The 25,070-nt window shown below is 41.6% G+C and carries 26 protein-coding genes and 2 riboswitches; of the genes, 18 read left to right on the plus strand and 8 right to left on the minus strand.

Features of this window, described 5'->3' with window-relative positions; translation table 11 throughout:
• Positions 1 to 2 precede the first annotated feature (2 nt).
• The 3 genes from K8L98_RS01175 to K8L98_RS01185 form a co-directional block, all read right to left on the minus strand.
• Positions 3 to 449 carry a DUF4385 domain-containing protein gene (locus tag K8L98_RS01175; RefSeq protein WP_223438986.1) on the minus strand — a complete coding sequence of 149 codons (447 nt, stop codon included), beginning with the start codon at positions 447 to 449 and terminating at the stop codon, positions 3 to 5.
• A gap of 102 nt (positions 450 to 551) precedes the next feature.
• On the minus strand, positions 552 to 1,520 hold the full coding sequence (locus tag K8L98_RS01180) for a tetratricopeptide repeat protein (protein ID WP_223438987.1): 969 nt from the start codon (positions 1,518 to 1,520) through the stop codon (positions 552 to 554).
• A gap of 3 nt (positions 1,521 to 1,523) precedes the next feature.
• Positions 1,524 to 2,471: an ATP-binding protein gene (locus tag K8L98_RS01185; protein WP_223438988.1), complete on the minus strand. Its 948-nt coding sequence runs from the start codon at positions 2,469 to 2,471 to the stop codon at positions 1,524 to 1,526.
• Between the two features lie 241 nt (positions 2,472 to 2,712).
• Between K8L98_RS01185 and K8L98_RS01190 the strand changes: the two genes are divergently transcribed.
• A complete protein-coding gene (locus K8L98_RS01190; RefSeq protein WP_420828811.1) occupies positions 2,713 to 3,690 on the plus strand; it encodes a ring-cleaving dioxygenase in 978 nt (325 codons plus the stop codon).
• A gap of 141 nt (positions 3,691 to 3,831) precedes the next feature.
• Here K8L98_RS01190 and K8L98_RS01195 read toward each other — a convergent pair whose 3' ends face one another.
• Positions 3,832 to 5,547 (minus strand): ABC transporter ATP-binding protein, encoded by a 1,716-nt coding sequence (locus tag K8L98_RS01195; RefSeq protein ID WP_223438990.1) that lies wholly within the window; start codon positions 5,545 to 5,547, stop codon positions 3,832 to 3,834.
• Positions 5,548 to 5,745: 198 nt separating this feature from the next.
• Here K8L98_RS01195 and K8L98_RS01200 point away from each other — a divergent pair, with 198 nt between their 5' ends.
• Positions 5,746 to 6,486: a YqcI/YcgG family protein gene (locus tag K8L98_RS01200; protein WP_223438991.1), complete on the plus strand. Its 741-nt coding sequence runs from the start codon at positions 5,746 to 5,748 to the stop codon at positions 6,484 to 6,486.
• Between the two features lie 265 nt (positions 6,487 to 6,751).
• On the opposite strand, the gene K8L98_RS01205 is transcribed toward K8L98_RS01200, so the two are convergent.
• Entirely contained in the window at positions 6,752 to 7,999 is a 1,248-nt protein-coding gene (locus K8L98_RS01205) for an MFS transporter (RefSeq protein ID WP_223438992.1), read from the minus strand.
• A 208-nt stretch (positions 8,000 to 8,207) separates the two neighbouring features.
• Between K8L98_RS01205 and K8L98_RS01210 the strand changes: the two genes are divergently transcribed.
• The 6 genes from K8L98_RS01210 (at position 8,208) to K8L98_RS01235 (ending at position 13,601) form a co-directional block, all read left to right on the plus strand.
• Positions 8,208 to 8,828: a class I SAM-dependent methyltransferase gene (locus K8L98_RS01210; protein ID WP_223438993.1), complete on the plus strand. Its 621-nt coding sequence runs from the start codon at positions 8,208 to 8,210 to the stop codon at positions 8,826 to 8,828.
• Between the two features lie 183 nt (positions 8,829 to 9,011).
• Positions 9,012 to 9,500: a cupin domain-containing protein gene (locus K8L98_RS01215; RefSeq protein WP_223438994.1), complete on the plus strand. Its 489-nt coding sequence runs from the start codon at positions 9,012 to 9,014 to the stop codon at positions 9,498 to 9,500.
• Between the two features lie 138 nt (positions 9,501 to 9,638).
• Positions 9,639 to 11,018, plus strand: coding sequence for an aldehyde dehydrogenase (locus tag K8L98_RS01220; protein ID WP_223438995.1), 1,380 nt, complete (start codon positions 9,639 to 9,641; stop codon positions 11,016 to 11,018).
• A gap of 140 nt (positions 11,019 to 11,158) precedes the next feature.
• Entirely contained in the window at positions 11,159 to 11,875 is a 717-nt protein-coding gene (locus K8L98_RS01225; protein ID WP_223443055.1) for an ABC transporter ATP-binding protein, read from the plus strand.
• Positions 11,872 to 12,885: an ABC transporter permease gene (locus K8L98_RS01230; protein WP_223438996.1), complete on the plus strand. Its 1,014-nt coding sequence runs from the start codon at positions 11,872 to 11,874 to the stop codon at positions 12,883 to 12,885. Before K8L98_RS01225 ends, K8L98_RS01230 begins: the two co-directional genes overlap by 4 nt.
• A 59-nt stretch (positions 12,886 to 12,944) precedes the next feature.
• The gene (locus K8L98_RS01235; protein ID WP_223438997.1) at positions 12,945 to 13,601 is read left to right on the plus strand and encodes a TetR/AcrR family transcriptional regulator; all 657 of its coding nucleotides are present in this window, start codon (positions 12,945 to 12,947) and stop codon (positions 13,599 to 13,601) included.
• Positions 13,602 to 13,775: 174 nt separating this feature from the next.
• Here K8L98_RS01235 and K8L98_RS01240 read toward each other — a convergent pair whose 3' ends face one another.
• Positions 13,776 to 15,062, minus strand: coding sequence for a Na+/H+ antiporter NhaC family protein (locus tag K8L98_RS01240; RefSeq protein WP_223438998.1), 1,287 nt, complete (start codon positions 15,060 to 15,062; stop codon positions 13,776 to 13,778).
• 78 nt (positions 15,063 to 15,140) lie between these two features.
• Positions 15,141 to 15,248, minus strand: a riboswitch (SAM riboswitch).
• Between the two features lie 161 nt (positions 15,249 to 15,409).
• Here K8L98_RS01240 and K8L98_RS01245 point away from each other — a divergent pair.
• The 10 genes from K8L98_RS01245 to K8L98_RS01290 all read left to right on the plus strand — a co-directional run bounded on the left by K8L98_RS01245 (position 15,410) and on the right by K8L98_RS01290 (position 22,885).
• Positions 15,410 to 16,036 (plus strand): TetR/AcrR family transcriptional regulator, encoded by a 627-nt coding sequence (locus K8L98_RS01245; RefSeq protein WP_223438999.1) that lies wholly within the window; start codon positions 15,410 to 15,412, stop codon positions 16,034 to 16,036.
• Entirely contained in the window at positions 16,033 to 16,587 is a 555-nt protein-coding gene (locus K8L98_RS01250) for a GNAT family N-acetyltransferase (RefSeq protein ID WP_223439000.1), read from the plus strand. Before K8L98_RS01245 ends, K8L98_RS01250 begins: the two co-directional genes overlap by 4 nt.
• A complete protein-coding gene (locus K8L98_RS01255) occupies positions 16,584 to 17,462 on the plus strand; it encodes a GNAT family N-acetyltransferase (RefSeq protein WP_223439001.1) in 879 nt (292 codons plus the stop codon). The genes K8L98_RS01250 and K8L98_RS01255 overlap by 4 nt, the downstream gene beginning before the upstream one ends.
• Positions 17,463 to 17,595: 133 nt before the next feature.
• Positions 17,596 to 17,994, plus strand: a complete 399-nt coding sequence (locus K8L98_RS01260; protein WP_223439002.1) for a DUF3889 domain-containing protein — start codon at positions 17,596 to 17,598, stop codon at positions 17,992 to 17,994.
• Between the two features lie 157 nt (positions 17,995 to 18,151).
• A complete protein-coding gene (locus tag K8L98_RS01265) occupies positions 18,152 to 18,529 on the plus strand; it encodes a GntR family transcriptional regulator (RefSeq protein WP_223439003.1) in 378 nt (125 codons plus the stop codon).
• Positions 18,519 to 19,388 (plus strand): ABC transporter ATP-binding protein, encoded by an 870-nt coding sequence (locus K8L98_RS01270; protein WP_223439004.1) that lies wholly within the window; start codon positions 18,519 to 18,521, stop codon positions 19,386 to 19,388. The genes K8L98_RS01265 and K8L98_RS01270 overlap by 11 nt, the downstream gene beginning before the upstream one ends.
• Positions 19,385 to 20,086 carry a hypothetical protein gene (locus K8L98_RS01275; RefSeq protein ID WP_223439005.1) on the plus strand — a complete coding sequence of 234 codons (702 nt, stop codon included), beginning with the start codon at positions 19,385 to 19,387 and terminating at the stop codon, positions 20,084 to 20,086. The genes K8L98_RS01270 and K8L98_RS01275 overlap by 4 nt, the downstream gene beginning before the upstream one ends.
• Positions 20,087 to 20,203: 117 nt before the next feature.
• Positions 20,204 to 21,238 (plus strand): sporulation integral membrane protein YtvI, encoded by a 1,035-nt coding sequence (gene ytvI, locus K8L98_RS01280; protein WP_223439006.1) that lies wholly within the window; start codon positions 20,204 to 20,206, stop codon positions 21,236 to 21,238.
• 62 nt (positions 21,239 to 21,300) lie between these two features.
• Positions 21,301 to 21,900 carry an undecaprenyl phosphate transporter UptA gene (gene uptA / locus K8L98_RS01285; RefSeq protein WP_223439007.1) on the plus strand — a complete coding sequence of 200 codons (600 nt, stop codon included), beginning with the start codon at positions 21,301 to 21,303 and terminating at the stop codon, positions 21,898 to 21,900.
• Positions 21,901 to 22,114: 214 nt separating this feature from the next.
• A complete protein-coding gene (locus tag K8L98_RS01290) occupies positions 22,115 to 22,885 on the plus strand; it encodes a class I SAM-dependent methyltransferase (RefSeq protein WP_223439008.1) in 771 nt (256 codons plus the stop codon).
• On the opposite strand, the gene K8L98_RS01295 is transcribed toward K8L98_RS01290, so the two are convergent.
• Both K8L98_RS01295 and K8L98_RS01300 read right to left on the minus strand, forming a co-directional pair.
• Positions 22,880 to 23,944, minus strand: coding sequence for an LLM class flavin-dependent oxidoreductase (locus K8L98_RS01295; RefSeq protein ID WP_223439009.1), 1,065 nt, complete (start codon positions 23,942 to 23,944; stop codon positions 22,880 to 22,882). The genes K8L98_RS01290 and K8L98_RS01295 overlap by 6 nt on opposite strands.
• A 78-nt stretch (positions 23,945 to 24,022) precedes the next feature.
• Positions 24,023 to 24,127, minus strand: a riboswitch (SAM riboswitch).
• 58 nt (positions 24,128 to 24,185) lie between these two features.
• Positions 24,186 to 24,506: a thioredoxin family protein gene (locus K8L98_RS01300; protein WP_223439010.1), complete on the minus strand. Its 321-nt coding sequence runs from the start codon at positions 24,504 to 24,506 to the stop codon at positions 24,186 to 24,188.
• Between the last annotated feature and the right edge of the window lie 564 nt (positions 24,507 to 25,070).

Raw genomic sequence — 25,070 nt, forward strand, 5'->3', positions numbered from 1 at the left:
TTTTAACCATACTTTTTCTGATGCTCTTTCTTTAATTCCAAATATTCAACGTCTTCTCTGACTGCCATCCACATTTCTTTGAAGAATGCAGCAGACTTGGCTTTTCCCTCGTCAATTTCCCGTTTATGGATGTTTCCATCTTCTTTATACTTACGTCCGCCTTTGTAATTAGCATATCTTCTTGCTCGTGTGTAGCCCATTTGCAGAAATTTCCGCGCCATGTCCATACCGACAAAGTCATCGTTGTCTTTGTATTCAAGAAAAAGATGATAAATCTTTTCAGAGGATCCCTTTGCGATCTCAGGAGTTTTAAAGCGCCAATAAGGCAAGATCTCACTTTTATATGGCTCTACAAGGAGGACACCCTGTTCGCCTCTGCCAATGCGGTATTTCTCTGGATGCTTTCGGAAATCCGTGTTTTCAAAGTCCTCATCGTAATTAAACGGCACACGAATCACCTCTCTTTTTTTACCATTCCCCGTTCAATTAAAAAGTGAAACGTCCTGAATGTGCCGGTAAAGAAAAATAGACCTTTATAAAAAGGTCATGACTTATTCCATGAAGATAGATGCTGCGCCCATACCAATCAATATGATGAATAACCCAGTAAGAATGGCAGTTGAAATGTTGACATTCCGCCTCCTTCGGGTAATCCCGAGCTTCCGTCTGACAAACAGCCCTGTTAGGAAATTGCTGATATAGTACGGACACAATGTGAACAAAAGGTAGAGCCAAAATAACGGGTTAAAGGCAAAAAAAATAAAAATCATGATGATCCAAAATAAGACGGCTGATCTTCTTCTCAGGAAGGAATTAACCTGTATAACTCGGAGGAAGAACGTGTGAATGGGATAGGCCGTTTTTAATAATTCCATGTATTGCTCTCTGTATGTTTCTTCCTCAGGCTCTATTTCGGCAGCAAGCCTGCTCAGTTCTCTGGCCTGCTTGAAGTCTCCGCGATTAAAAGCAGTATTGGCCAAAGAATAGAATACGTGCGGGTCATTCTCATTTTTTTCTAAGGCAATCCTTTCGAATTCCCTCGATTCTTTCTTCTTGTTGGCAAGCAGCAGGAAATCACTGTAGGCTGCAAGGTAAACAGGCTCTTCGCTCTCATAGGCAAGAGCGCTCTCCATCAGCTTAAGTGAGTCCTTGAGCTTGTTCTTTTGAAAGGCTCTCAGAGCTTTTAAATAATAGAAATGGGCAACATCGGGATATATCCGCAGTGCATCTTCAACAGCGTGATCAAAAGTTTTCATATCTCCGCTTTGATAATAAGAGCTGACCAGCAGAAAGCTGCCTGTGTAATCCTCAGGGTCTTTTTTTAATGCTTCTTTTGAAAAATGAATCGCTGATTTAAAGTCTTCTTTATGAGAATAAATATCTGCCAGTATGGAATAGGAATGGGCGATTTCCGGATCTGATGCGATGAGTTTCTGTGCTTCTTCAATTGCTTCATCATATCTTCTCCAGTCTCTGAGTTTTTTAATGCGCTCGATTGTCTGAATATGCCAATTACTCATGTCTTACCTGATTCCATGTGTCTTCATGTAGTGAAGCACTTTCTTGTAATCTTTATTTGTATCGCTGAAGGTAGCGTAATTTTTTGCAGTGGCAAACCATTCAAGTGTTGTGGGATTACGATCTTTGGCTGACTTCAGCAAATCAGTATTGGACATTGGCTGTAGGGAGCCTTGTTCAAGAGAACGCTCAATCGCTTTTGAGATAGCATCATCGATTACCTGTGTTAAATCAGCGCCTGAGAAATGGTTGGTAACCTTTGCTATTTTTGACAAATCAAGCTTATCCTGAGGCTTATCTTTTGTTTTGATTGAAAGAATCAGCTCACGTTCCTCCTCAGACGGCGGAGGAATAAATAACAGCGAATTAAATCTTCCTGGACGGCGAAGGGCAGGATCGAGGTACCACGGGGTGTTCGTGGCTCCGATAATATATACCTGATCGTTAAAAGATTGGAGACCGTCAAGCTCAACTAACAGCTGATTCACGAGCACACGGTCATGATGCTGGCTCATGCGGTGACGATTGCCTCCCAGTGCATCCAATTCATCAATAAATAGAACGCACGGTTTTTGTTCTCTTGCCTTTTCAAAAATATCATGCAAATTGTGTTCGCTTTGGCCTACATACATTGAGAGAATAGCCTGCAGTTCCAGGTGAATGAAGCTGGCATCGATTTCACCGGCAATCGCTTTAGCAAGGAAAGTCTTTCCGCATCCCGGAGGACCGTACAACAGCAAGCTTCCCCCTCCAGTTTTTCCGTATGCCTGAAAAAACTCAGGAGATTGGATGGGCATGATAAAGTCCATGCGAATCCGCTTTTTGACATCCTCAAGTCCTCCGACATCTTCAAACGTTTCCTTAGGCTGCAAGGTTTCAATTAAACTATTTTTATCCTTATCAAACTGAATGACCTTCAAGTTTTTCCGTCTCTTGTCATCTCCAGAGCTCATGAGATCCCTCCTAAAAAACATTCCTCTTTGATACTAGCAAAATATGAAACTTTTTCCAATGCTTTTAAGGGGAGAGATGGGATTGAATGACATAAATCAGGGGTGAAAAGCCTTATTTCAGCTGTCTTCGGCCATTGCTCATCAGGAACCAGCAGACTATATTTGACATCACTAATCAGAGCGTGTATATTGTAAGTATAGAAATTATCTCGAATTCAAGATATTATTTGGAGGGATGAACATGCAGCCATTAAAAGGCATTCACCATGTATCGGCCATTACTGCTAAAGCACCTGAAAACTACGAGTTTTATACAAAGACGTTAGGTTTAAGATTAATTAAGAAAACCGTTAACCAGGATGATGTATCTGTTTATCATCTATTTTATGGAGATGAAAAGGGCAATCCGGGTACGGAGCTTACCTTTTTTGAAATTCCAAATGCAGGACGCGTGCATGAAGGGGTCAACAGTATATCGGCAACCTCGCTGCGTGTACGAAATGACGAGGCACTGAGCTTTTGGAAAAAAAGATTTGAAGAACATGATGTGGAACACGGCGAAATCGTTCAAGCAGGATACCGCCAAACTTTGTCATTCAAGGACTTTGAAGGACAGCGCCTGATCTTGGTTTCTGATGAAAATAACGATGGAGTTGCCGCAGGACAGCCTTGGGATAAAAGTCCGGTTCCAGCCGAGTTCGCCATCATTGGACTTGGACCTGTGAAGTTAACAGTAGCAGTGCCGGAGAGAACAATTGAAATTTTAACAGACATTCTGGGCTTTAGAGCAAAAGGAAGCTATCCATCTGACGTGCCTGGACAGCCAGAGATTTTAGTATTTGAAACAGGAGAAGGAGGATCAGGGGCAGAGGTTCACATTGAAGAACGCCTCGACCTTCCTCAAGAACGTCTCGGCCGCGGAGGCGTGCATCACGTTGCGTTCCGTGTGGACAATGAAGAGGAAATGCATAAATGGATTGAAAAACTGAAATCTGAGAGAATTCCAAGCTCAGGATTTGTAGACCGTTTTTATTTCCGTTCTCTGTACTTCAGAGAGCCGAATGGCATTCTGTTTGAGCTTGCAACAGATGGGCCTGGATTTGATACAGATGAAGAATTGAACCACTTAGGAGAGTCACTTGCACTGCCGCCGTTCCTTGAAAACCGCCGTGCGGAAATTGAGGCGAAATTGAAGCCTTTGAATACAAAATTGAGCTAAAAAAAGCTGATCCGGGTGACGGATCAGCTTTTTGTCATCTATCAGGGATGCCATTTTCACTTAGCAGCCATTTATAGAATTTATCAAATTAAATCAGAATTTTTACAGTTGAAGTCCAATGTTTTTCAGCCGATTTCCTCATTAAGTCTGAAATTGCGCTTCATAAAGCCTGCGGTATCCTTTTCCTTCTGCCATCAGTTCATCATGTGAACCCTGTTCAGTAATGCCCTCTTTATTTACCACAATAATTCTGTCTGCGGTCTTAATCGTTGCGAGCCTGTGAGCGATGACAAGTGTTGTCCTGCCTGCAGACAGCTTTGCCAGAGATTCCTGAATGGCTTTTTCCGTCTCGGTATCAAGGGCGGAGGTAGCTTCATCAAGTATAAGAATTGGCGGATTCTTAAGGAACATTCTTGCAATGGACAAGCGCTGCTTTTGTCCGCCGGATAATTTGACGCCGCGCTCTCCAATTACCGTATCAAGCCCGTTTGGAAGAGAAAAAATCAGTTCTTCTAATTGTGCATGTTTCGCTGCAAGCCTTATGTCATGCTCCGTTGCATCAAGCTTGCCATAAGCAATGTTTTCTCTCATCGTTCCGGAAAAAAGAAACACATCCTGCTGAACAATTCCAATTTGCCTCCGCAGAGAGTGAAGAGTCAAGTCGCGGATATCTGTGCCATCAATCATAATCCGGCCTGCGCTCACTTCATAAAATCGGGGAAGAAGACTGCATAACGTCGTTTTCCCGGCGCCGGAAGGGCCTACAAATGCAACGGTCTCTCCGGAATGAATCGTTAAATCAATTTCGTTTAATACATTGTCCTCATTCTGATAACCAAAGGATACACCTTCATAGCGAATATCCCCGGTTAATGATCCACCGTCAGCTGCACCTGGTTTATCTTCAATGTCGGGTTCTGTATCAATCAATTCAATATAACGCTTAAAGCCCGCGATTCCTTTCGGATAGCTTTCGATGATGGCGTTGATCTTTTCAATCGGACGGAAAAGAACATTCGTTAACAGGACAAAGCCTATGAATTCACCGTAGGAAAGCTCATTTTGAATCACGAACCAAGTGCCGCATAGTAAGACAAACAGTGTGACAAGGCGCATAAGGAAGTAGCTGATTGATAAGTTCATAGCCATAATTTTATAAGCAAGCAGTTTTGATAAACGGAAGCGCAGGTTGTTTTTCTGAAATTGATCTTTCTCAAATCTTTCATTTCCGAAAGCCTGCACAACGCGAATTCCGCTGACGTTGTTTTCAACACGCGCGCTGAAGTCAGCAACGTCTGTATAGAGCTGATGAATCGCGCCTGTCATTTTATTATTAAAGTAAATAGCAAGGAAAAGCAGGAATGGAATGACTAAGAATGTCAGCAGCGCGAGCTTTACATTTATCACAAGCATCACAGAAAAAGCTCCAATTAACGTCATCACAGCTATAAATAAATCTTCTGGACCGTGATGGGCAAGTTCGCCGATTTCCATTAAATCATTTGTAAGGCGTGAAATTAAATGACCGGTTTTCGTATTATCGAAAAAGCGAAAGGAAAGCTTTTGTATATGCTCAAACAGCTTTTTGCGCATATCGGTTTCTATGTTGATTCCAAGCATGTGCCCCCAGTAGGTGACAACATATTGAAGAACTGTGTTTAATATGTACAGCAAAAGCAATCCGGCGCATGCCCAGATAATCAGGTTCCAGTCTCCGCTTGGAAGGAGACGGTCAATAAAGGCATTGACGACAAGCGGGAAGCCGAGCTCGAGCAGTCCGGCGATTACCGCACATGAAAAATCAATCAAAAATAACCCTTTATAAGGGCGGTAATAGGCGAAAAAACGCTTCAGCATGAGACCACTCTTTTCTTTACCATTTTCTATGATAAGTATAGCGACTGGCGCACTGTAAAAACAATGAAATTTTTACCGTATAGCATCGGGTCTTAATTAAACGTTTGTTTAATAAATATAAAAAGGGTTTAAGTAGTGGTTTGCAGGGTATTTAATGAAGTATGAACACTTTCTCGCAATCTTTCAAGGAGTGAAAAGATGATAACTAAATCTAAATACCTTTTAGAAAAAGAAGATATGACAAACCCTGAACTTGTCCCTGAATGGGTCATTCGGGAGTATAAAAATTTTCATAATGTAGTAACAGATAAAACCTTTCCATGCTATTTCGGGATGGCAGCCGAAAAAAAAGGAGAGCTCAGATACGCATATGTTTCAAAGGAAGACTGGTCAAATCTTCCTGAGGCTCTGATTGCTTTCAAGCAATTATTTGATGATGCGAAAAGACTGATCCGCCACGGATTATTTGTTTTCGTCGAACCGGAAGAAGATGAAAAATCCATTCCTTATTACCGGGAGTACTTCTGGAACATTCTTCAATATCTTCATGACAATGACAAGGAGCCATGGCCTGAGGATTATCCTCATGATCCGGATCATCATCTTTGGGCGTTTTCTTTCGCAAATGAGCCGTACTTTGTTTTCGGAAACGCTCCAGCATATAAACAGCGGAAAACGAGAGATCTGGGGAACAGCTTAGTGCTTGGCTTTCAGCCCCGCCGCATCTTTGAAGGGTTAGAAGGCACATCAGAAGGCGGAAGTATGTCCCGTGAAAAGGTGAGAGAGCGCGTTGAGAAGTGGGATCAGCTTCCAAAGCATCCGAACATCAGCCATTACGGAGATCCTGAACACAGAGAGTGGAAGCAATATTTTATCGGGGATGACATTGAGCCTATCCAGGGTAAATGTCCATTCCATCATGGAGATGTGAAAAATTAAGACAGCTGCTTGGTGATCAAGCAGCTTTTTTGTATGCACATATAGAAAGGGGAAGCGGCTAATCCTTGGCAAAAACAAATCCGGCAAAAAATGCTTTTTTATCATGCCGGCCAGTAAATGATCAGAAGGGCAAAAGCATTACGCTATAAAAATATTGAAAATGGCTAATGAAAATCTAAAAACGGCTAGAAAAAATAGAATGATCACTAATAAAGTTTTGGTTTTCGGTAATCACCTTGTTTTTTATGCATGCGCTTATTTACGCTTATTTATAATTCTTAATATCTTTTAAAAGCACCCAGCAGATAATCCCGACTGCAAATAGCGACAGTCCGCAAATAAAGAGGACCCGTCCTCCGCCAAATGCATCTGTAAAAAAGGAAGCGAATGCTAATCCTGCAGGGGGCAGAACACTTGTGAGCGCACCAATCATTCCGAACACTCTTCCCTGCAGCTCGCTTGTAACTTCTAATCGAAGGATAACATTCACAAGCAGTGTACAAAAAGAAAACATGAAACCAACCAATAGAATAAGCGGGATGCTCCATGCCGCGGAGTTTATCTCTCCAAGCAGCATGTAAAGCGGTCCAAGTCCTATCATGCTGCCGATAATGAGGACACCCCGGCGCACCAGTTTTTCCCCTAAAAACATAATGAGTCCGGCACCTGCCATGTATCCAAGAGGAATGCTAGCTTCAATCAGTCCAAATTCTATTGGACTTGCCCTCCATTCTTTGATTGCCATAACCTGAATAATCATAAGCGTAGTTGTGAAAAACAAGATAAGGGTAGGAGAGAGAATGGTAATGGCTCTTGCAAACGGCTCTTTCCATATATAAGTGAAACCTGTCATAAAATCCTGCTTGAACGTAGTTTTAGCTGCAAACGCTGCCCGATGTTCAGGGAAATCCTTTACGATGACGACAAGAATAACGGATAAAAGAAACATAAACGCATCAATTAAGATAGCAGTGACACCCCCAAAAGCGGCCACGATGACTCCGCCTGCTGCAAATCCCAGAGTTCTTGCAATATTATCTGCAAGACTCATAGCTCCTGTGGCGGTTTGGATGTTTTCTTTCCCGACTACATCAATAAGGGAAGCGTTAAAAGCAGGTCCTTTAAATAACCCTGATAAAGCAGTTAAAGCGGTTAAAAGAATGATGACCCAAAAAGGAGGATGCACATAAATCGCAGCTGCAAGCCCGATTACAAGCACGCTCCGGATTAAATCCGAAATCCACATCATTTTTTTCCGGTTCATCCGGTCTGCTGCTGTCCCTGCAATGGAAGCAAAACAGGAGCTGATGAGAAGATGAGTAATTAATATCGCTGACATCAAAGTCGCGCTGTCATACGTCTTCAATATCCAAATATTCAAGGCAATTGTGTGAAAGGTGCCTCCGAATATGGAGAGAGTATATGCAGCAAAAAGAGATAAAAATGTACGGTTGCGCCACAAGCCGAGCCGCTTAATACCTGATTCTACCTGAACGGACTGAGGACTTTCCAAGGTTGTCAACCCCTTTACTTAATCGTTTAAGCAAATACAGCAATATGCAAAACATCGTGCAATATGCGAAATCACTTAAACGTTTAAGTTAAGTTTACGTTCAACCCGCATACATGTCAATACAGCAATTTATCTTTCCGATGTAGTTTAACAAGCTGTGTTTGGTGATAAAGATAAGAAATAGACGAATCCGTAAGAGGTGACAGATATGTTTTCAGCATTTACGAAAAATTTCAGCAAGCCTAAAGGATTTTTTGGTATCATCGCCGGCAGGATTATGGCACTTGAAAACCAGACGATAAACAAATGGACCATTTCAAAATTGCGCATTAGACCAGGTGATCATATTTTAGAAATTGGATTTGGCCCAGGTTACAGCATGGGACACATGCTTAAGAATTACCGCAGCATTAAGATTGATGGTGTTGATGTATCAGAAACAATGAAAGAACAGGCAGAAAAGCATTTCGAATCTGAAATTGCAGAAGGGAGAGTAAAGCTCATGACAGCTGATGCAGAGAAGGTTGAATTACGGCAGCGTTCCTACGATAAAATCCTTTCCGTTAATAACTATACAATTTGGAACGATCCCCGTGCAGGACTCGAAAACATTACAAAATCCTTAAAACCTGGCGGAGCAATCGCCATTACCATGCAGCCAAGAGAAGAGGATGCAAGCGCTGAAAAGACAAGAATGTTCGGCCGGCAGATACACGATGACATGCTTGCATGCGGATATGAAAACATAAAAGTATCATATAAAAAAGTCCGTCCTGAACTTACAGTTTGCGTAACCGCCAGAAAAAAAGACGATGCAGGATTAAGATAAATTAAAGATACGGTTTCCTTCATCCTTGTTATAATTAAAAAGGAAAAATAAGGATCGTATGATAAACCGCAATAATTATGGCGATTTGCTATGTTTTTGCGGAAACTACATCAGAAGATTAGGCAGTATCCTCGGTTTGGCGTCTGCTTATACCTGGAACAGTAAAAAAAGGAGTGAAATAAAATGAAACTGAAAACATTCTTGTTCAAAGACGACGGCAGTATTCCAAATAATCCTAATTTGCCGCTTCTCGTTTACGAAGGAGCCTTTACTTCAACGGAACAATTCGAGTACACGATTCTTGAGCACGGCTGGTCGGGAACATGGGTAGATGGTGTTTATGACTATCATCATTATCACAGCACCTCTCATGAAGTTTTAGGAGTTGTAAGCGGTAAGGCAAAAATCCTTTTCGGAGGGGAAAACGGAACAGCCGTTGCTGTTCAACAAGGGGATGTCGCAGTCATTCCTGCAGGCGTTGGACATAAATGCATAGAAAAAAGCTCAGATTTCAAAGTGATGGGAGCCTATCCAGATCAACAGGAAATGGATATGTGCACGGGAAAGAAAGAAGAGCGTCCAAAGGCGTTGAAGCATATTCAAAACGTGCCATTGCCTGAAAATGATCCTTTATTGGGCAAAGGCGGACCTATGTTTGATTATTGGAAGTAAAGCAGGCGGCTGCCTGCTTTTATGCACAAAAATAGGCAGCGAAACTGATTCCATATAAATTGACATCAAATCGTTTCATTGTGTATTATATGTTTATGAGATTAAACATATAAACACTTTAAAAGGTGGATAAAATCAATGAATACTCATGAACAAATCCAAGCTCTTCTCTCTCATCAAAGAGCTTACTTTTTAAAAGGAAACACAAGAAGCGTTCAGGGAAGACATGATCGGCTCGAAAAGCTTCGTCTTTTTATAAAGAAAAATGAACGTGCGATCATGGATGCATTGAAAAAGGATTTAAACAAATCCGAGTTTGAAGCCTATTCAACAGAGATCGGAATCCTCCTTGAGGAAATATCCTTTTCACAAAAGAATCTACAAAAATGGGCTGCTCCTAAAAAGGTAAAAACAGCAATGACCCACATCGGTACAACCGGGAAAATTGTTCCGGAGCCTTTTGGAACCGCGCTGATTATCGCACCTTGGAATTATCCGTTTCAGCTGGCATTATCGCCTTTAATCGGAGCGATTGCCGCAGGAAACACAGCGGTTTTAAAACCATCTGAATTTGCACCAAACGTGTCTAAGCTTTTGAAAGAGCTTGTAGAAGAAACCTTTCCCTCAGAGCTTGTCGTCGTGATTGAAGGAGGAATTGAAACGAATCAAGTGCTGCTCGCCCAGAAATTTGATGTAATTTTCTTTACGGGAAGTGTGCCGGTCGGGAAAATCGTTATGGAGGCAGCATCCAAGCACCTTACTCCCGTTATCTTGGAGCTTGGCGGAAAAAGCCCGTGTATTGTCCACAAAGATGCTGACTTACAGCTCTCTGCAAAAAGAATTGCATTCGGAAAGTTTACAAATGCGGGTCAAACCTGTATCGCCCCAGATTATCTGCTTATTCACAGCGCAGTAAAGAAAGAATTTTTATCCTTGCTACAAGCTGAAATAACGGAAATGTTCAGTGAAAACCCGCTTTTAAATGAAAATTACAGCAGAATGATCAGTGAGAAGCATTTCGACCGCTTAACGGAATTTTTCTCAGATGGAAAGGCTATTTTTGGCGGAAAAGCCGATCGTGAATCTTTAAAAATTGCTCCAACAATTTTAGATGAGGTAAATGTGGATGCTGCTGTTATGCAGGAAGAGATCTTCGGTCCGGTTTTTCCGGTTATGGAATATACCGATTTAGATCAGGCCATTACTTTTATTCAAGATCGCCCTAAACCACTGGCGCTCTACTTATTTACTTCAAGTAAACAGACTGAGCAGCAGATTATTGGACAGGTTTCCTTTGGCGGAGGGTGCATAAACGATACACTGATGCATATTGCCACACCGCATCTTCCGTTTGGCGGAGTGGGGGAAAGCGGAATGGGCAATTATCATGGCAAGTACAGCTTTGAAGCCTTTACACATTACAAAAGTGTTCTTCACCAAACAACAAGATTTGATTTCAGTTTCAGATATCCTCATGCAAAAAATGGGCTGAAATTAATAAGGAAATTGCTTAAATAAAGGAAAGCAGCGAACTGTACAAAAGTTCGCTGCTTTTTTTAACAAAAAAGTGATTACTCACTTTACAAAACAATTATTATCGAATACAGTATAAATGAGTGATTACTCACTTTTATTTAGGAGGCGTTTAAATGAATGAAATGAGCATCGTACTCCAATCTGTTTCAAAATCATTTGGCAAAAAAGAAGTAATAAAAGATGTTTCATTTTCAGTAGGCAAGGGGGAAATCTTTGGCCTGCTCGGACCTTCAGGGTCAGGAAAAACAACCTTAATTAAAATGATAGTTGGAATTGAGGAAGCAAGCATCGGGGATGCGAACGTTTTAGGTGTAAAAATGCCGGACTTAAAATCGCTGCAAAAAATCGGATTTATGGCGCAGTCAGACGCTCTTTACGGAGAGCTTACCGGAAAAGAAAATATAGCTTTTTTCGCAGCTCTCAGCGGTTTAAAAGGAAAGAAGAAAAAAGAGAGAATTCAGTATGTAATGGATCTTGTTAACCTTTCTGAGCACGCATCGAAACGGACAGGAGATTATTCAGGGGGAATGAAGCGACGCCTTTCGCTAGCGATCGCCATGCTTCATGAGCCGCAAATCCTAGTGCTTGATGAGCCGACGGTGGGAATCGACCCAATCCTGCGCCAGTCAATTTGGGAGGAGCTTGAGAACATCAGGCGTACTGGAACGACGATTATTGTCACAACGCATGTGATGGATGAAGCTGAAAAATGTGACAGGATTGGTTTCATTCGCGAAGGAGTCCTGATCGCTTCGGGAACTCCAGAACAGTTGAAATCAGAAACAATGTCACACTCCATTGAAGAAGCATTTTTAGCATATGGGGGTGCTAAACAATGAGGGTACTTGCGATTGTGACGCGTATCATTCAGCAATTTTTCCGGGATAAGCGGACGCTTGCGCTGATGCTGATTGCTCCGTTATTTATTCTGACTCTGATGAACTTTATTTTTGACAGTGAAGCCTATTCACCTAAAATTGGCGTGCACGGAGCACCTGAGCAATTGGTGACAGTTCTCGGGGAGAACGATAGTAAAGTCATAGAATATGAGGAAAATGAACCTGAAAAATGGATAACAGCAGACGGCCTGGATGCCTTTATCTCGTTCGATAAAGGAAATCAAGAGATTACATTAGAAGGCTCTGATCCGAGTGTAAGCCGGGCAGTGCTGGGGGTGCTCCAAAAAAGCGGCCAGCCGGATCAACAAGCACAGCCATCTGTGAACTACTTGCACGGATCAGACGATATGACCTCCTTTGATTACATCGGTCCAGTTCTTATTGGTGTATTTATCTTTTTCTTTGTTTTTCTGATTGCAGGCGTTTCATTTCTGCGGGAGAGAACAAGCGGAACATTGGACCGGATCATGGCGACTCCGCTTAAACGCTGGGAACTGGTTCTTGGGTATGTGATCGGATTTGGTATTTTTACTACCTTTCAGGCCGTTTTGATTTCTGCCTTCTCCATAAGTGTGCTGGACATGATGATGGAAGGCCCTTATTTCTATGTACTGCTCATTACGTTTCTGCTTGCGATGACTTCTTTGACTCTCGGAACCTTGCTGTCTACGTTTGCTAATAATGAGCTGCAGATGTTTCAATTCATCCCGCTCGTCATTGTGCCGCAAGTGTTCTTTTCAGGTCTTTTTAAACTCGAAACGATGGCGGAGTGGCTGCAGTCCATTAGTTATGCCATGCCGCTTAAATACGGTGCAGAGGCTCTGCAGGGGATCATGATTAAGGGTTACGGGTGGGAGGACATTGCACAGGATGTCTATATTCTGCTTGGTTTTTCCCTGGCATTTCTGATTCTGAATATCTTCGCTTTGAAAAAGGTAAGAAGGCTGTAATGCTTGTGTTCTCTTTTTCATTTATAATAGGGACATAGATGAATGAGGAGTTTTAAAAGATGAGCAATCAATTTTCCATTGAAGAGCTATTGAAGCTGACAGATGAAGATGTAAAGATGAGTGAAAAACAAAAAAAGGTAGTAGAAGCTGCCATTGAAATATTTGCAGATAAAGGCTTTGCAGCAGCATCAACAAGTGAAATAGCTAAAAAAGCTGGAGTCGCAGAGGGGACGATTTTCCGTCATTATCAAACGAAAAAAGACCTGCTGTTTGCGATCGTCATGCCGACTATAACTAAATTCATTGCCCCATTTTTAGTGAGAAATTTTCTTCAGGACGTGACGAAGCAAAATCATCAGGACCTTGAACATATGCTGAGATACATTCTTGAAAACCGCTATGAGTTTATAAAGAAAAATCACCCTGTCATCAAGATTTTGCTCCAGGAAGTTTTCTTTCATGAAGAGTTCAGAGGGGAGCTCCGAAAGGTCGTTGAGGAACATGCGGTTGAGAAGCTGAAGAAGCTGATCATTCACTTCCAGGAAAAAGGAGAGATGATTGACATGCCTCCTGAAACAGTGTTGCGGATGATCATTACGACAATTATGGGGTTCCTGATCGGAAGGTTCATCATTCTGCCTGATTTGGATTGGGACGATGAAGCAGAAAAAGAATATACGATCCAGTTTCTTCTGCATGGACTGATGAAGAAGTAAAGCCGCTCATAGGATGAGCGGCTCTTTTTCTTGTTAGGAAAACTATAAAAGTCAAAGGGGTGTGGAAAATAAACCGTAAAGCTCCGGCCCATTGAGCTTTGGTCAGAACAAATCCGCCTGCGCTTTAGATCTATGAAAAAACAGAGTCCAATTTCGGACTCTGCAGGGCAGGAACTACTTGGCTTTTTTAAATTTCGGATAGCCAATAATAATAGCCGCAATACCCATAACGGCTATTAAGAATGGGTAATAAGAGAATGGCAGGATATCAGCTGGTGAAATCTTTGCAAATTGAGCGGCAGTAAGCATTTGAGCGCCATAAGGGATTAAACCCTGTATACTGCAAGAAAAAATATCCAAAAGGCTGGCAGATTTACGTTTATCAATCTCATATTTATCTGCCATATCTTTTGCCAGCGGGCCCGCTGCAATAATAGAGATGGTATTATTTGCAGTCGCAAGGTTTGTCGTGCTTACAAGACCGGCAATGGCATATTCTGCCCCTCTTTTAGAAGAAATTCTTTTTGTCATCGCTTCTAAAATAAAGTGAATGCCGCCATTTCGTTTAATCAGTTCAACCATACCGCCGATTAAGAGTGAAAGAATGACCAGTTCGGCCATCCCCATAATACCTTCTGTTATTTTCTGAAGAAAATCAGTTAACGTATAGCTGCCATCAGACATCCCGATAACTCCGCTAAGCAGGATACCCCCAGTTAAAACAATAATGACATTCATTCCAAGAAGAGCTGTTACAAGTACGGCTATATAAGGCAGCATTTTAATGAAACTGAATTCTCCAGGTGAAACAGGAGATTGATTGCCGAGAGTAATCACAATTAAGACAGCACAAGTAATGATGGCAGCCGGCAAAACGATGAAGAAGTTTACCTTGAACTTGTCTCTCATTTCCGTCTGCTGTGTCCGAACTGCAGCTATTGTTGTATCCGATATGAAAGACAGGTTGTCCCCAAACATCGCACCGCCAATAACGGCAGCCATAGCAAGAGCTATTGAAATATCAGCCTCTGCACTGATGCCAACCCCAATTGGAGCAAGTGCAGCAATTGTTCCCATTGAAGTTCCCATTGCAAGTGATATAAAAGCTCCAATGATAAATAATCCAACAATCAAAAAGCTTTGCGGCAAAAATGAAAGCGCAAGATTGACTGTAGATTCCACTGCACCCATCCCTTTTGCCACTTCTGAGAAGGCTCCGGCCAGGATGAAGATAAAGACCATGATCATCAAATCAAGATGACCTGCCCCTTTAGCAAAATTCTCAACCTTCGCAGTGAACGTCTCTTTACGATTCATCATAAGAGCTGCTCCTGATGCAATGATAATTGCAACAAGAATCGGCATCTTATAAAAATCGCCTGTTATAATACCAGACCCTACAAATAGGGCAAGAAATATGATTAACGGCAATAATGCCAGTCCATTTCCTTTTGTCTCCATGTGTACCACCTTTCTTATTATAAAAAAAGATCTCTTCTAAAGCAGAAGAGATCTTAAATCCGGAATGGAATAAACCTCTTCTTATCTTTCAAGCACGCGGCTTGCTGGAATTGGCACAGCACTCGGAAATCCGAGTCCGCTGCCGAGGCATCACAGGGCCAGTCCCTCTGCCTCTCTTAATAAGAAGATATATGTGTGTTTTTAAAAAATGACCTTTCCTACATTAAGGGGTTATTGTGTAAAAGTCAAATGGTAGATTTAACAAAAATTTTTTCAAAATTGTTTGAATTTACCGTTAACAGTGGAATAAAATAAACTATATAGTCGGTTTTTAAGGAGGTGTAAAGGTGGCTCCAATTGTTTCAGATGAATATAAGGAAAAAAAGAAACGCCATATCCTGGAAAGTGCCCTTAAGGCTTTTGGAGAAAAAGGATTTCAGCTTGCAACAATAGACGATATTGTTGCTGAATCTGGGTTAAGTAAAGGCGCAATCTACAACTATTTTAAAAGCAAGGAAGAAATTTACCTTCAGCTGATGCAGATGCGGACAGAGCAGAATATCGCAAAACTGAAAAGAAGTTTTCTAGAGAGAGGGACTGCAAAAGAAAAACTTCACCAGTTTTTCAAAAACTATGCGGAAATTGAGCTATCTCAAAAGTGGCAGAAAATGATCGGTGTTCACCTTGAATTCTGGATTCATTCTGGCCGTGATGAAGAACTTAAGAAAGTCATGACAGACCGGTATGACGACGTTTATCAAGTGCTGCTTGTTGAAATCATCGAAGAAGGCATAAGGCAGAATGAATTCAACAAAGAGACGGATCCATCGCTCATATCTTCTATGGTATGGGGAACCATAGACGGCATTTGTCTTCACTATTCAGTAATAGGCAGGAATTACCCTTATCAAGAACAAATCCGTGCCTTAGAAGAAATGATCTTCATGTACTTAGAAAAAGGGGGATCTGCATGAGGTTTTTACAAGGAGAAAATATATACCTGCGTCCTTTTAGAAAAGACGACTTCGAGATGATTTTTAAAAGTGTGCAGGACAAAGAGATTAGAAGGCTTACTGGTACACAAACGTTTTTTACAATGGAGAAAATAGAGCAGGCTTATGAAAGCTTTGCGCTGGATAAAACACGAATGGATCTTGTGATTGTACGGAATGAAACAGATGAAGCAATAGGAGATCTTGCCCTGATGGATATCGATCTCTTAAACCGGAATGCAAGTGTACGAATTGCCCTGAACGATGAAAAGCATCGCGGACATGGTTTTGGCACTGAAGCGATGAAATTAATCCTTGAGCATGGCTTTCACCATTTGGGATTATACCGGATAGGACTAAATGTTTATCACTACAACGCAAGAGCAAAACGCTCCTATGAGAAATTAGGCTTTAAGCAGGAAGGCGTTATACGGGGAGAGCTTTTTTATGAAGGGGAGTTTCACGACAATATCCTAATGGGTGTATTAGCCGATGAATTTTGGGAAGCTAATGAGAAATGGGGCGCGGTATGATCACAATTAAGAGATTGTCTCAATGTACGCTTGAAGAGGCTTTAACCGCATGGAATAAAGGCTTTGAGGGATATTACTTTGATATGACGCTGTCCCTTGAGAATTTTTTTAACCGAATGGTGCTTGAAAACCTTTCGCCGGCATTATCTGTTGTAGCTTTTCACGATTCAAAGCCGGTTGGGCTGGTTCTGAATGGAATCAGAACCATTGACGGCAAAAAAATAGCATGGAATGGCGGTACAGGTGTTGCTCCTGAGTACCGAAGCAAAGGGGTCGGGTTAAAGCTGATGGAAGAGGTTTTGTCTCTTTATGAAAAAGAAAATGTAGACACTGCTACTCTTGAAGCCGTCTCTCATAATGATCGTGCGATAAAGCTTTATGAAAAAATGGGCTATCAGGTTGTGGACCGGATTGCACACCTTGGTCTTTCAGCTCCTCTTAAGCTCGAAGAACCAAAAGGCAGATTCCGTGTCCAGGTTAAAAAGCCGAGGGACGTACAGGATGTCTCTTTTTATAACAAGCTGACGCCTTGGCAGGTGCAGTGGCAGAACATAAGGGACGGTGAATCCATTCTTGCATTAGACGAAAAGGGTGAAACCATTGGCTATGCCCTGTCAAAACGGAAATATGATGATGATGGAGCTCTATCAGGAATCCTTTTATTTCAATGTGAGGCACACCCTGAACATCAGGAGAAAGAAGCTGTTCTGCGCACGCTGCTTCATGAAGCATTCGCATTTTCACACACAGAAGAGATTAACAGGACGGCTGTCAATCTATCGAAATCCAATCAGCTGGTCCATGAAATCTTAGAAAAAGAGGGTTTCATTGAAAAAGCGGAGCAAGTGTTTATGATCAAAGAGATGTCTGCATAGAATTCATTCATTTACAAACCCTATGAAAAAGAAGGCTCTTTTCTAAAAGATTGTTGCTTTTCATTTGTATTATGTTTATTAAGTCGCTCCCTACCGGAAAAACTTCGAAAGATTTTAAAGAAAAGAGCACGATATGATCCTGATAAACGTGAAATTGAAAACAACAATTTTTGCGAACACAGCCAAAAAGAAGGAAGGGATTGTAAAAATGAAGAGCTGGCTGAACATCTTACTGATTTTCTGTTTGGCAGGAAGTACGACCGCGTTTTCTGTTCATGCGAGTGCAGAAACTAAAGTTCTTTCTTATGAAGAGTACGGAAGAATTGCTATGCGCAAGACCATGGAAAAATACCCTGGTGCTCAAATCACAGACTACCTGCACGTAGGAAAAAAGAGAAAAAAAGAAACTTCAATCGAAACGTTCAAGCTTACGCTGAAGGAAAAGAATAAAACGTTTCAAGTGCTTGTTTTCGTTGAATTTAATGAAAAAACCAAAAAAGTGGTCAAGGTTACATTTGAGAAAATATCATAAAACAGGCGATCCCATGAAGGGATCGTCTTTTTCATTTAGGACCGAACCCATTTTTTCTAAAAAAAGGATGTTATCGTTGACAATGTTTGACATTTTGATATATAGTTAATTACATAAGTAACTAACCAACTAACAAGTGAACCGAAAGAGGGGTCATATGAATCCATTTTTAGATACCGACAGGCCAATATTTCAGCAAATAGCAGAACAGATTGAAGATGACATCATCAATGGCATGGTTCAGGAAGGAGAAAGAATTCCATCAACAAATGAGTTTGCGGCACATTATCAAATTAATCCGGCAACAGCGGCAAAGGGAATCAATCAATTAGTGGAGAAAGGCATTCTTTTTAAGAAGAGAGGGATTGGAATGTTTGTAGCTGAAGGGGCAAAGGGGAAGCTCGTTCAAAAGCGTAAAGAGCAATTTTATGAAGCATTTATTTTGCCGCTGAAATCTGAAGCGGCAAAACTGAATATCAGTGTAAACGACCTAAAAGAAATGCTTGAAAAGGGGAGCGGTCTTAATGAACGTTAACATTAGCGGATTAACGAAGGTTTATGGCAAAAAAAGAGCGCTTGACGGCATCACCCTGCAGCTTGAAGAAAATAAGATTTACGGACTGCTGGGCAGGAATGGAGCCGGTAAAACTACATTGATGCAAATTCTTGCCGGACAGATTATGCCTACCGGGGGATCAGTCTTAATTAACAGCCAAGAGCCATTTGAAAATCAAGAAATAACGGAGTCAATCTGTTTGATCAATGAAAGCGAAAATTTTAAAAAAGGGTTAAAGATAAAAGATATCCTTAAGATTGCAAATTACTTTTATCCTAATTGGAACCGGGAAACGGCTGAAAAACTGCTTGAGGATTTTTATCTTAATGAAAATATGAAAATCAAAACTTTATCAAAGGGAATGGAATCTGCGCTGGGCATAACAGTTGGTCTTGCAAGCAGATCGCCGATTACGATATTTGATGAGCCGTATATCGGACTTGATGCAGCAGCCAGAAGCAAGTTTTATGATTTGCTTTTGGAAGAGTACGAAGAATATCCGAGGACATTAATTTTATCCACTCATTTAATAGACGAAATCACCCGTCTGCTGGAAGAAGTGCTGATTGTATCTGAAGGCAGGCTGCTGATGCAGAAAAATACAGATGAACTGAGAGAGGAATCATTTGTGGTCAATGGATCTTCAGCCGCCGTTTCAGAATTTGTAAAAAACAAAAACGTTGTTTACCGCAAATCATTTGGAAGTATGGAACAGGCCGTCCTGTACGGAGAAAACCGCATGGAAGCTAATGAAGCTGGATTGCAGGTTGAACATGTGCCGGTTCAGGATTTAATGGTTTATTTAACAGCAAAACCGAAAGGCGGGGTTTCTGCATGATGAGACAATGTCGCGGAATCTTACTGTTTGAAGTATTGGATATTCGAAATTCACTCACGATTTTCTGGACGATCCTGATCAGCTGCATGGCTCTTTCCTTTGGCATTCAGCTTTCAACTGGTGGGAATCTGACGGTCTCAAGCGGAATAGCGGTTTATATTTTCAGTGCCATTGCCGGGTTTCTGACTGTAAAAGAGACGTATCCGTTCAGCATCAAAATGGGGTCAACCAGAAAAAATTATTATGCAGCCACGAGTCTCTTTCTCCTTTTGCTTGCTATATTTATGGCGGCTGCGCATACTCTTTTGATCATGGTGCTTGAAGGAATGGAATCAAGTATGGTTCGAGCAGATCTGAAGATGTATTACTTTTCAAAGTTTCTTGGATATGAAAATCTGTATCTAGTCAATTTCTTTATTGACGGCGCTATCTGTTTTTTCTTATTGACCGGCTTCTTTTTGCTCGGCAGTTTGTTTTACCGCTTTGGTTTAATAGGGGGATATGCCGCGATTGGATTGGCTGCTGTCCTTCTGTTCATTCCAGTTGTCCGCGACGAGTTTATCAAACTTGTTTTTGAGTTTGCAGGCAATCAGGCCCTTCAGTATTTTGCTTATTTATTTGGAGCCGGCGGGGTCTTCCTGGTAATAGGCTGGTTTGTATTGATAAAAGCCGCCGCAAAAACAGCTTTTTCGCGATAATTAACTTTAAAAGCAGGCTGCCGTGGCTTGCTTTTTTTTTTAGTATATAACTTGATTTCCTTTTAATAGATTATAATAAAAGGAACACGCATATATATTAAAAGGGGAAACGAAAAGGTGAACAAGAAAAAATGGATTTTGCTCTGTATTTTGATCGTTGTAGTCATGATCCTTTTGCCGCTAAGCCTATCTCTTCTATTCGCATTAATTACTGCGCTCTTACTGGATGGGGCTGTGCAAAGGCTGCAAAAACACTTGAAATTCGGACGCGGTCTTGCCGTTTTTGCCGCATTTACAGCTTATGTTGCACTGCTGGGGATGATTGGCTACTTTACAGTTAAGGTTGTCTTTGATCAATTTGTGTCATTTGCATCGAGTCTCCCTGAAATCATTAAAGAGGTTTATGCAAGCATCATTCAGCCCACATTAACGAAATGGGAACAAGTGCAGGAAACCATTCCGCGAGGAGTTGTTCAATCACTTGAGGAATCGTTTACAGCCGGACTTAAATCGTTTGAAGAAGGCGTGAATGGTTTTTTAAACAGCTTGCTTGATTTTATCGCCTTTCTTCCTGGTTTTATGTTTGAAATCCTGATCTATCTAATCGCCTTATATTTATTCAGCCTTGAGCTTCCGCGATTAAAAAGAATGATTGCAGACAGTTTAACTGAGAAAACGAAAGAGAAACTCACCCTTGTCCTGGAAGAATTAAATAAAGCGGGTATTGGTTTTGTAAAAGCGCAGATTTTTTTAAGTGCTCTGACTTTTGTGATGGCGTTTGCAGGTCTTTCCATCCTGGGAGTTCCCTACACAGTGGTCTTGTCTCTTTTGATAGTCATTGTGGATATTCTGCCGATACTTGGAACAGGATCTTTTCTCGTTCCATGGGCGATCTACGCATTTTTTCAAAATGACCAAGCTTTATCAATTGGGCTGGTGATTCTCTTTTTGGTCATCACTGTGGTCAGAAGGGTCATTGAACCTAAAATCTTTTCAAGCAGTATGGGCATTACTCCTTTAGCGGCGCTGATCAGCCTGTTCATAGGGTTTAAACTTCTTGGATTTATCGGTTTATTCGCAGGACCGGCGCTTGTCATTGTCTTTGACACACTTCGTAAAGCCCGTATGATCCGAACGGACTTTAAATTCTAATCCAGAGTACATGAGGGATCATGATGTTTTCTTTATAGAAAATACAAAGCAGGGGAGCAAATATGAAGGAATTCATTTATTCACTTTTAGAGGTTCTGGCTGATTTAGGCTATTACGGAATTGCTCTGGGATTAATGGTTGAGGTTATTCCAAGTGAAATTGTTCTGGGTTATGGCGGCTATTTAATCTCTCTTGGACAAATTAAGTTTGCGGGAGCGGTTGTTGCCGGAGTGATAGGAGGAACGCTTGCACAAGTTTTCCTTTATTGGATGGGGTATTATGGCGGAAGACCCTTTCTTGAAAAGTTCGGGAAGTTTTTATTTATTAATAAACATCATTTGGATCTATCAGAGGCCTGGTTTGAAAAATATGGTGCCGGGGTTATTTTTACAGCAAGATTCATTCCGGTTGTGAGACATGCCATTTCCATTCCTGCCGGGATCGGAAAGATGCCGTTATGGAGATTTTCGATTTATACTGTTGCTGCCATGATTCCATGGACCATTTTCTTTTTGTATTTGGGAATTCAGCTAGGCACGAATTGGACCGAGATTAAATATGCTGCTGAGCCATATATTATTCCGATTGTCATTATTATGGCGCTTGCAGGTATCGGCTACTATCTTGTAAAGCGCAATGATCCGCGCACAAAAAGGATTTAAGAGTTAAACAAACGTTTGATAGGATGAGATATGACAGTAATTTTCTGCATTGATGTCAAGCTCCATTGCCAAACTCGCTCGGCCTGAACAAATCCGGCAAAAACCTGACTTTTCTGTCTGCCTGAGCTAAACGGGCGATTCCGCATTTCTTATGTATGAGTCACAGGATTAAGGCTATAAATAATAACATAATTCTACCCGGGAGGCTGGTTACATGTTCAGCAGCTACAGCAAACTTGCAACGGAAGTTTATGATATCGACAAGCCGGTCGGCCATTCTTTTGGAGACATCGAATATTACCGTGAGCGTCTCAAGGATGTAAAAGGACGTATTTTAGAGCCGGGTGCCGGGTCAGGAAGAATCTATATTCCTTTTCTTAAGGATGGGCTGAAAATAGAAGGAATCGATCAATCGCAAGATATGCTCGAGTCATGCAGAAAGCGCTGCGAGGAGAGGGGGCTGTCTCCAGTCCTGCAGAAAATGGGGATGAGCGAAATGAAACTCCCCCGCACCTTTGAGGCGATTATCATTCCAGCGGGGACGTTTTTGCTGATTGAAGACAGAAAGCAATCCATTTTGGCGCTTAAGAACTTTTACGATCATCTGGCTGCAGGCGGCCGGCTGATTCTTGATTTGTATCTTCAGCCTGATACAGCTCTAAATGAGGTCAAGACGAAAACTTGGGTTACACCCGAACAGAATGTTATTACAATGGAATCAAAGCGGGTGGAAGTGAATTACCTTGAGCAGTATTCGGTAAGCTATTTGAAATATGAAAAGTGGCAGGAAGGCAAGCTGATAGACACTGAACTGCAGAGGTTTGCGATGAGATGGTACGGTGTACGTGAATTTAAATTGGTTTTAGAGCGGCTTGGGTTTATTGACATTGTGATATCAGCTGACTATACATATGGAAAAGAGCCCGTGCACGCGGAGCAAACCATTACGTTTGAAGCAAGAAGACCAGAAGGCACATACTCATGAAGAGTATGTGCTTTCTAGTTTCGCTTTTCTTTTTTCTTCCACAAGCGGCATCACTTCTGTTGAGAATCGTTCCATTTCCTCGAGCTGCGGAGAGAATTGCAGCAGAAGCAAGTCGAGCCCGGCATCTTCATACTGAATAATCTTTTCTGCAATCTGCTCAGGCGTTCCGATTAGATTCGGTCGCAATCCTCGATTGGAGACAGAGTAATCATAAAGATCGAGCTTTTGTTCAAGCTGGGATTTTGTTGTGAAATCTTTATATCCCGCATAAGCTGAAGATTCCTTAATATCCGTGATTCTTGCAAGCTCCGCCTGAACCTCATCATCCGTATCTCTGCACACAATGTAAGCAGCCATTCCAAAGGATTGAAACGGTTTGCCTTCAGCAGATGCTCTTAACTTCTTCATCTCATCAATCTTGCTTCTGATTTCATCAACCGTTCCGCCGTGCATTACATAGGCATCACAATGCCTGGCAATGGTTTCTTTTCCGCGGGGGCTTTCGCCGCCTGCATAAAGAATAGGATTCGGCTTTTGTACAGGCTTTGGATGGAGATGTGTTTGGCTGAACTGATAGAAATTGCCTTGATAGGTGAAGGTTTCTTTTTCCCACAGCCCTTTTAATACTTGGATGAATTCTTCTGTCCGGTCATATCTTGCATCATGCTCAGTAAAAATTCCGCCATATTGCCGTGCTTCTTCTTCCCACCAGGCCGATACGACGTTTAAGGTGAATCTGCCATTGCTGATGTGATCGATGTTTGCTGCCATTTTTGCTGTAACCGCGGGATTATGAAAACCGGGTCTAACTGCGGTCATGATTTCAATCTTCTCTGTCACGGCTGCAAGTGCGGCAGCTGTGGTCCATGCTTCGAGGGAATCGTGCTCAGGTCCTTTAATATCATTTAAGTAAAGCTCGGCAATCAAGGTTGTATCATAACCCCATTTTTCCGCCTTTTGAATGACCTCTTTTGCATATGCGTAGGTCGGGGGCATATTCTCATTTTCCACATTCCGGAGCCATCCGCCGAAGATCGGCAGCCAAAATCCGTATTTCATCAATAAAACACTCCTCTTTCCGCATAAAAAAGCCTCTCTTGTGTAAGAAGAGAGGCAGAATCTGCTGTATTCAGTTCCATCTCATCTGTCAAACATAACGTTTGCTGGAATTGGCACGGTTTCTGTATAGATCCGTTGCCGAGGCTTCAAAGGGCCATGTCCCTCCACCTCTCTTGATAAGAAAGCATATGAAATTAGTTGTATCATAAATAAAATTGTTTAATCTGTCAATTCTAAAAATTCATCCGAGCTTTTCTTGCAGGAATTCAATTACTTGCTCTGGTGATTTTGCATTAGCGCTGTGAAGATGCCCGAGTTTTTCACCGTTTTTGAAGATCAGAATGCTTGGGATGCCCATTACCTGATAAGTTTCTGCAAGTTCAGGGAACTCATCCTTATTGATTTCGTACCAATCATATTTAGAATAAGCCCCAATGATTTCATCAATAAACATATTCATTCTTGTACAGTCAGGGCACCAGTCTGCGAAAAATTTGATCAGCACCTCTTGATCTTGGGTAATTAACTCTTGAAACTGTTCTTTGGATGTAATTTGCTTCATGATCATGCCTCCTTGCTTTTATTTTAATACATAATGAGGATTTTGCATTCACGAATTGCTTATGCAGGCCAAAATAAACTTTGTAAAGAGCTCTGGTCACTGAATGCGCAGTGCTGGATAAAAAGGATGATATGGAGTTTTGGCAGATAGCGAATGCCTCTGTTAGGATGTACAAAAAAACCTGGGTGGATCCTGGAAACAGGTCGAGAGCGATTTTAGAGGAATTAAAGAGCCAGTATGAGTCTTCAAAAGAGCTGGAAATCGGATTTAGAGGAATCAAAGAGCCTGTATGAGTCTCCAAAACAGTTGGAAAGCCGATTTAGGGGAAACAAAGATCGTGTTTGAGTCCTCAAAAGAGCTGGAAATCCGATTTAGAGGAATCAAAGAACCAGTATGAGTCTCCAAAACGTGTGTAAAGTCATTTTAGAGGAATCAAAGAACCAGTATGAGTCCTCAAAAGAGCTGGAAATCGGATTTAGAGGAATCAAAGAGCCTGTATGAGTCTCCAAAACAGGAGGAAAGGCGATTTAGGGGAATCAAAGATCGTGTATGAGTCCTCAAAAG

Origin of the sequence: Metabacillus dongyingensis (assembly GCF_019933155.2) — a bacterium.
In the GTDB taxonomy this organism is placed as follows: Bacteria; Bacillota; Bacilli; order Bacillales; family Bacillaceae; genus Bacillus_P; species Bacillus_P dongyingensis.